We start from the raw sequence: 7,699 nt of genomic DNA, 5'->3' as shown, positions 1-7,699 counted from the left end.
CCCCCCGGGGGTGGGGTCCGGCCCCCCCCGCGTGGCCGGGCGGGTCGGCCTGTAGGCGGACCGGCCCGCCCGCCCGCGCGCCCCCCTCGGGGGGGGCCGCGACCTTGGTCCGGGCAATGTCCCAGACGAAGTCCGCGAAGGCGCGGTCCGGCGGTCGCCGCGGCAGGGCCTTGATGAGCGCCACGCAGACGTCCTGGGCGACGTCGTCCGCCGCATCGGGGTCCAGGCGGGCGCGGCAGTAGCGCTCCACGAGTGGCCGCGCCGCGGCCAGCAGTTTCTCCGGGGTGGTGCTGCTCGTCATGGCTTCCTCCGAGCGGGGAACTACCCGCATTCCCCGCGGACCGACCTGCCCGCGGCGGATTCCCGGCTATTTCCGGGGAAGGACCGCAGGAGGCGACGATCCGTTGATCGAAGGGCGAGATGACCTAGTCCTGCGCGGTCGGCCGGACGACGATCTCGTCGACGTCGACGTCGACGTCGACGTCGACGTCCGCCGGCTGACCGCGCCCAGCCGCTCGGCCGGCGTGCCCAGCCTCCAACTAAGTGGACAACTGTCCGCTTCGACCGACTTCGGCGCCGATCGGGACGGCCTGCAGGCCTAAGGCTCCTGCTGGGACCGGAACGCGTCCAGCACGCGACGCTCCCTTTTGGTCGGCCGGCCGGCGCCGCGGTCGCGGCGGGCGACCGGGATCGCCGTTTCGGGAGGCGGCTTCGGGGTCCGGTCGACGTAGCACGTCGCCGCGTCCGGGGCGCCCACGCGCTTCTGGATCACCCTGACCACGTCGAGGATCTTCGTCGTCCCGGCGACGCGGTAGCGCACTTCGTCGCCCGGGACGACCGTGGTCGCCGGCTTGGCCGGTTTGTCGTTGACGCGCACGTGGCCGCCGCGGCAGGCCGCCGCCGCGTCCGGGCGGGTCTTCGTCAGCCGGACCGCCCAGAGCCAGCGGTCCACTCGGGTGGACTCCACAGTCGTCCATCATGGCCCATTCAGCGGCACAGCCCGCCAACCCCGCCAGGTTACTCGTGGGTATATGTCGACTTGTCTGTACCTTAGAGCTATAACTTGTTCTAAAATACCTCAACGGTGAGGAACAACGAATGAGTGACGAACCCGTGTGGAGAACAACTTCCGGCTCCGTGTCCCGTCGTCTCTTCCTTGCTGGAACCGGTTCTATATTGGCGAGCGCCGCGCTGGCCGGTCGGGCCACGGCAGCGTCGTCGCAGCCGGCTGTGGCGGGCTCGGCGGCCGCGATTTCCGACGGCGCCCGGGTGACCGCGCTGGTGATCGGCACCGGGTACGGCGGCTCGGTCGCCGCGCTGCGGCTGGCCCAGGCCGGCGTCGACGTGCAGATGGTCGAAATGGGCATGGCCTGGGACACCCCGGGCGCCGACGGCAAGATCTTCTGCACCACGCCCAATCCGGACCAGCGGTCGTTCTGGTTGCGCACCAGGACGAAGCAGCCGTTGTCGAACTTCCTCGGGTTCCCGATCGACAAGGACATCCCGCGCTACACGGGCATCCTCGACGCCGAGGAGTTCAGCGGGATCACCGTGTACCAGGGCCGCGGCGTCGGCGGTGGCTCGCTCGTCAACGGCGGCATGGCCGTCACGCCGAAGCGGGAGAACTTCGGCGCGATCCTGCCGACGGTCGACGCGAACGAGATGTACGACGTCTACTACCCGCGGGCGAACGCCGGGCTCGGGGTCGCCAGTGTCCGCCCGGCCTGGTTCGAGACCACCGACTGGTACCAGTTCGCCCGTGTCGGCCGGAAACAGGCCCAGCGGTCCGGTTTCCCGTTCGTGTTCGTGCCGGACGTGTACGACTGGGACTACATGGAACGGGAGGCGGCGGGCACCGCCACGAAGTCGGCGCTGGCCGGGGAAATCCTGTTCGGCAACAACTACGGCAAGAAATCGCTGCAGAAGACCTACCTGCCGAAGATCGCCGCGACCGGCCGGGTCACCATCTCGCCGCTGCACCGCGTGACGCAGGTGGTGCCGGCCTCCGGCGGCGGCTACACCGTGACCATCGAGCAGCTCACCACCGACGGCGCGGTGTCCGCGATCAAAACCGTCACGGCGGCCAAGGTGTTCTTCGCCGCGGGCAGCGTCGGCACGAGCAAGCTGCTGGTGAAGCTGAAGGCGACCGGCGCGCTGCCGAACCTCAACGGCGAAGTCGGGAAGGGCTGGGGCGACAACGGGAACGTGATGGTCGGGCGCGCCAACCAGATCTGGGACCCGACCGGGGCCTCCCAATCGACCATCCCGTGCGGCGGTATCGACAACTGGGCCGCGGGCGGCGCGTTCGCCGAGGTCGCGCCGCTGCCGACCGGGATCGAGACGTGGGCGTCGTTCTACCTCTCGATCACGAAGAACCCCAACCGCGCGCAGTTCACCTGGAACCCCACGACGCGCGCGGTGGACCTGAACTGGCAGACGGCGTGGAAGCAGCCGGGCATCGACATGGCGAAGACCATCTTCGACAAGATCAACGCGACCGAGGGCACGATCTACCGGACCGACCTCTTCGGCACGTACAAGACCTGGGGCGACCACCTCACCTACCACCCGCTCGGAGGCGCGGTGCTCGGCAAGGCGACCGACAACTACGGCAGGCTCGCCGGCCACCCGGGCCTGTACGCGATCGACGGCTCGCTGATCCCGGGCAACACCAGCGTCAACCCGTTCGTCACCATCACCGCACTGGCGGAACGCAACATCGAGAAGATCATCGCGCAGGACTTCTGACGCTCCCAGGTCGTGGGGGGGGGGGGGGGGGGCCCCCCCCCCCCCGGGGGGGGCGCCCCCCGCCCCCCCCGGGGGGCCCCCGCCGGGGGGGGCGCGCGCCGGCCCCCCCCCCCCCCCCCGCCCAGCCCCCCCCCCCCCCCGGCCCGCAACACCACTCTCCGCACCCCCGCGGCGGCGGGCCGGCGGCGGGGGGGGGGGGGGGGGGGGGGGGCCCCCCCCCCCCACGACCGGTGGGACGGCAGCACGCAGACCGTGTCGAGGCCCAGGACGTGGTTGAGCCGTCCGAAGGCCAGCCACGCGCCGAGGCTCATGCTCAGCTCGACGATCTCCTGCTGCGTGTAGCACGCGGACATCCGCTTCCAGAACTCGTCGTCGAGGTTGTGGTGGTCGGTCGCGTACCGCTCGGCGTACTCCGCAGCGAGCCGCGTCCGGTCGTCGAAGCGGCCGGTCGTGCGCCACTCGAGGACGGCGTCGGCGAACTCCGCCTCGACCTTCTCCCCGTCGCGTTCGGTGCGCCAGTCGAGGCAGAAGACGCAGCCGTTGAGCTGCGCGATCCGCAGCCGCGCGGCCTCGAACTCCCGCAGCCCGAGCGTCGTGTGCTCGTACACCGCCAGCGAGAACTTCGACGCGGCGATGCCGATGCCGGGCACCATCTCGCCCCAGACGTACCCGATCGGGTCCTTGCCCGCGGGGATGTCGATGTTCACGGACGGCTCCTTCCGAGCTTGCCGGCTGCCGGGCGCAGCGGGACGTCGAGTGCGTCGTAGAGGCCGGGTTCCGCCGCGGCCAGCCAGTCGATCGCGCCGACCAGGCGGCCGACGGCGGTGGCGTTGCCGCCCGCCGACCGGTTTTCGCCTTCGTCGGTCGCCTCGACGGTGACTTCGATGCGCGGCCGACCTTCGATGATCACGCGGTGGGCGCCGTCACCGCTGGGCGGTGTCGGCCAGTCGGGCGCGCACGACGGGTGGATGCGCGTGACGTGTTCGACGACGATCCGCGGCTCGCCGTCGACGATGCCCTGGACCTCGAACCGCACGGCACCCTGCGTGCCTTTCTCGAACTCGCCCATCGTCCGCGTGCTCACGGTTTCGTCCAGCGGACGCCGGTCGAGCGTCTCGCGCAACTCGGTCAGCTCGACGCCGAGGCCGCGCGCGATCAGCCGGACCTGGCCGCCCCAGACCATCGACGGCACGCCGGTCATCAGCATCGGCGGGTCGTAGTCCATCGGCTGGCCCATGCCGACCAGGTAGCGGACGGAGTCGGGCTGCTCGTAGGTCGAGTAGTCGAAGATCTCCTGGCAGCGGACGACGTCGACGTCCGTGCCGAGCCCGCTGATCAGCAGCGGCAGCACGTCGTTGCCCCAGCCGGGGTCGACGCCGGAGACGAACAGCGAACCGCCCCCCTCCTCGATCGCGGCAAGCACCGGGTCGCGCAGCTCCGGGGGCGCGTTGCGCTGGTCGTAGAGGGGGTAGAGGGCCGGTGTCACGACGACCGCGCCCGCCCGGACCGCACGAACGATGTCGGCGAGCGCGTCGTCGAACCGGACGTCACCCGAGGCGGCGTACACGATCGCGCGCGGGCTCGTGGCCAGGACGGCGTCGATGTCATCCGTCGCGGCGACACCCAGTGCGTCGACTCCGGCCAGCTCTCCGGCGTCCTTGCCGACCTTGGCCGGGTCGTGGACGAGCACCGCGGTGAGCTTCAGCGCCGGGTGGGCGTCGACGGCCCGGATTGCCGCACGGCCGACGTTGCCCGTGCCCCACACCACTGTGGCGATCATGGCCTGAGTTTTCGCCCGCTCGCGCGGGCGCGGTAGGACTTCGTTCCGGCCAGCGGACCGCGGGCCCGTTGGTAACATGACCAGCGCCCGAACGTCGTAATCCGGAGGCCCGCGATGACGATCGACCCGAAGCCCCGCAGCCGCACGGTGACCGACGGGATCGAGGCCGCGCCCGCGCGCGGCATGCTCCGCGCCGTCGGGATGGGCGACGGCGACTGGCAGAAACCGATCATCGGCGTCGCCAGCTCCTGGAACGAGATCACCCCGTGCAACCTGTCCCTGGACCGGCTGGCCCAGGCGGCCAAGGAGGGCGTGCACGCCGGTGGCGGCTACCCCCTGCAGTTCGGCACGATCTCGGTGTCCGACGGCATCTCCATGGGCCACGACGGCATGCACTTCTCGCTGGTCTCCCGCGAGGTCATCGCCGACTCGGTCGAGACGGTGATGCAGGCCGAGCGGCTCGACGGCTCGATCCTGCTGGCCGGCTGCGACAAGTCGCTGCCGGGCATGCTGATGGCCGCCGCGCGCCTCGACCTGGCGTCGGTGTTCCTCTACGCGGGCACGATCGCTCCCGGCTGGGTGAAGCTCACCGACGGCACCGAGAAGGACGTCACGCTCATCGACGCCTTCGAGGCGGTCGGCGCGTGCCGGGCGGGCCGGCTCGGGACCGCCGACCTCGACCGGATCGAACGCGCCATCTGCCCCGGTGAAGGCGCTTGCGGCGGGATGTACACCGCGAACACGATGGCGTCGGCGGCCGAAGCCATGGGGATGAGCATGCCGGGGTCGGCCGCGCCGCCGTCCGCGGACCGCCGTCGCGACCACTACGCCCACCTTTCCGGGGAGGCCGTCGTCGGCCTGCTGGAAAAGGGCATCACCGCGCGGGACATCCTCACGCGGGAGGCGTTCGAGAACGCCATCACCGTGGTCATGGCGCTGGGTGGTTCGACCAATGCCGTGCTGCACCTGCTGGCCATCGCGCACGAGGCGAAGGTTTCGCTGACGCTCGACGACTTCAACACGGTCGGCGACCGCGTCCCGCACCTGGGCGACCTGAAGCCGTTCGGCAAGTACGTCATGAACGACATCGACCGCCACGGCGGCATCCCGGTGCTGATGAAGGCGCTGCTGGACGAGGGCCTGATCCACGGCGACGCGCTCACGGTGACCGGGCGGACGGTGGCCGAGAACCTCGCCGCGCTCGACCCGGACCCGATCGACGGCGAAGTGCTGCGCACCCTGGACAACCCGCTGCACCCGACCGGGGGCATCACCATCCTGCGCGGCTCGCTCGCGCCGGAGGGCGCGGTCGTGAAGTCCGCGGGCTTCGACACGGCCAACTTCGAAGGCCCGGCGCGCGTGTTCGAGCGCGAGCAGGAGGCGATGGCCGCGCTGAACGAGGGCCGGATCTCGGCCGGCGACGTGGTCGTCATCCGCTACGAAGGCCCCAAGGGCGGCCCCGGGATGCGCGAGATGCTCGCGATCACCGCGGCGATCAAGGGCGCCGGGCTCGGCAAGGACGTGCTGCTGCTGACCGACGGGCGGTTCTCCGGTGGCACCACCGGCCTGTGCATCGGCCACGTCGCGCCGGAGGCGGTCGACGGCGGGCCGATCGCCTTCGTCCGGACCGGCGACCGGATCGCCGTCGACATCAAGGCGCGCAGCATCGACCTGCTGGTCGACGCGGCCGAGCTGGCTTCCCGCCGCGCGGGCTGGGAGCCGCTGCCGACCAAGTTCCCGGAAGGGGTGCTCGGCAAGTACGTGAAGCTCGTCAAGTCGTCGTCGGACGGCGCCGTCACGAGCTGAACGCGGCGCGCAGCGCGCGTTTGTCGACCTTCCCGACGCTCGTGAGCGGCAGGGCGGCCACGAAGTCGACACTCGCCGGGACGTAGTGCTCCTGGCCGAACGCGTCCCGCGCGTGGGCCCGGACCTCTTCGGAGGTCACTTCGGCGGACGCGACCACGACCGCGTGCAGCAGCTGGCCGTCCTCGCCCGGAACGCCGAAGACCGCCGCGCTCCGCACCGCGGGATGCGCCGCGAGGGCGTGTTCGACGACGGTCGTGGCGACCTTCGTGCCGTGCTCGCCGACCACGACGACGTCGTCCACGCGGTCGAGCAGGTAGAGGTAGCCCTCGTCGTCGAAGCGGCCGAGGTCACCGGTGCGCAGCCAGCCCGCGCCGATCTCCGGGCCGCCGAGATAACCGTCCATCATGGACAGTCCGCGCACCTCGACCTCGCCGTCGGTGAGGCGCGCCTCCATCCCCGGCACGATCCGGCCGACCGAGCTGCGCAGTTCGGGACGGGCGATCAGCTCGGCGGCGGAGATGCTCGCGATCATCGGCGCCTCGGTGAGGCCGTAGCCCTGGCCGACGACCGGGCCGAAGACGTCGAGGGCCTGGGTGAGCCGGTGCGGCGGCAGCGGCGCGGCGCCGAGGGAGAGCGAGCGGACGCTGCTCAGGTCGGTGCTTTCGCGGGCCGGGTGGTCGAGGAGCGCGGCCAGCCGCGGCGGAGTCAGGGACAGCGTGTCGATCCGGTGCGCCTGGATCGCGTCGAGGACGGCTTCTGCGTCGAAGCCGTCGTGGACCACCACGGTGTCCAGCCGCAGCAGCGCGCCGAGCACGGTGGCGTTGCCGGTCATGTGCGTCATCGGGGCGACCAGCAGGGTGCGGCCCGGGCCGTCCGGCGACGGCGTGAAGAGGTAGGCCATGCCGTCGTAGATGCCGCTGTGGCGGATCAGCTTCGGCGTGCCGGTGGTGCCACCGGTGGGGAAGAGCAGGCGCACGGTTTCCGGCGGGCGCAGCGGCCCGGGTTCGTCGTCGAGGTCGTCGAGGGTGCGGACGTCGCCCGCGGGCCAGTCGTGCGGCCGGTCGGTGACGACGGTGGCGCCGTTCACCGCGGCGAGCCGGTCGCGGGCCGGCGCCGAGGCCGGGACCATGAGCACGGTCGCGCCGCGCAGGAGGGCCGCCAGCTGGACCAGGACCGTCTCGGGCCGGTTGCGCAGGTCGACGGCGAGCGTTTCGACGTCGCCCAGTCCGCCGTGCAGGCGGCGCAAGCGGTCGCGGGCCTGGCGGTAGGTGGTGACGTCGCCGCCGCAGTGGAACAGGACGTGGTCACCGCCGTCGTCCAGCGCGGCGAGGACCTTCGTCAGGAAGAAGCTCACGCCTCGGGACG

General features: G+C 71.7%; 7 protein-coding genes. 3 read left to right on the top strand and 4 right to left on the bottom strand.

The window, feature by feature from the left end:
- Nucleotides 1-301, bottom strand: a 301-nt coding sequence (locus tag ISP_RS38850) for a sigma factor (RefSeq protein ID WP_320109492.1), incomplete at its 3' end; no start/stop codon positions are given.
- A gap of 103 nt (nucleotides 302-404) precedes the next feature.
- Here ISP_RS38850 and ISP_RS38845 point away from each other — a divergent pair.
- Nucleotides 405-602 carry a hypothetical protein gene (locus tag ISP_RS38845; protein ID WP_013229264.1) on the top strand — a complete coding sequence of 66 codons (198 nt, stop codon included), beginning with the start codon at nucleotides 405-407 and terminating at the stop codon, nucleotides 600-602.
- Here ISP_RS38845 and ISP_RS38840 read toward each other — a convergent pair.
- On the bottom strand, nucleotides 599-967 hold the full coding sequence (locus ISP_RS38840; protein WP_230468554.1) for an RNA-binding S4 domain-containing protein: 369 nt from the start codon (nucleotides 965-967) through the stop codon (nucleotides 599-601). The genes ISP_RS38845 and ISP_RS38840 overlap by 4 nt on opposite strands.
- Nucleotides 968-1,230: 263 nt before the next feature.
- On the opposite strand from ISP_RS38840, the gene ISP_RS38835 reads away from it, so the two are divergent.
- Nucleotides 1,231-2,748, top strand: a complete 1,518-nt coding sequence (locus ISP_RS38835; protein ID WP_459542240.1) for a GMC oxidoreductase — start codon at nucleotides 1,231-1,233, stop codon at nucleotides 2,746-2,748.
- 703 nt (nucleotides 2,749-3,451) lie between these two features.
- Here ISP_RS38835 and ISP_RS38830 read toward each other — a convergent pair.
- Complete coding sequence (locus tag ISP_RS38830) at nucleotides 3,452-4,528, bottom strand: NAD(P)H-dependent amine dehydrogenase family protein (protein ID WP_014467639.1); 1,077 nt, start codon at nucleotides 4,526-4,528, stop codon at nucleotides 3,452-3,454.
- A 114-nt stretch (nucleotides 4,529-4,642) separates the two neighbouring features.
- On the opposite strand from ISP_RS38830, the gene ilvD reads away from it, so the two are divergent.
- A complete protein-coding gene (gene ilvD / locus ISP_RS38825; protein WP_013229259.1) occupies nucleotides 4,643-6,334 on the top strand; it encodes a dihydroxy-acid dehydratase in 1,692 nt (563 codons plus the stop codon).
- Here the strand turns inward: ilvD and ISP_RS38820 are convergent.
- Complete coding sequence (locus ISP_RS38820) at nucleotides 6,324-7,688, bottom strand: class I adenylate-forming enzyme family protein (protein ID WP_013229258.1); 1,365 nt, start codon at nucleotides 7,686-7,688, stop codon at nucleotides 6,324-6,326. The two genes, ilvD and ISP_RS38820, sit on opposite strands and share 11 nt — an antisense overlap.
- Between the last annotated feature and the right edge of the window lie 11 nt (nucleotides 7,689-7,699).

The organism is Amycolatopsis mediterranei, from assembly GCF_026017845.1.
Lineage (GTDB): Bacteria > Actinomycetota > Actinomycetes > Mycobacteriales > Pseudonocardiaceae > Amycolatopsis > Amycolatopsis mediterranei.
The sequence above is the reverse complement of the archived record's forward strand: the minus strand, read 5'-3'. Positions and strand labels throughout refer to the sequence as shown.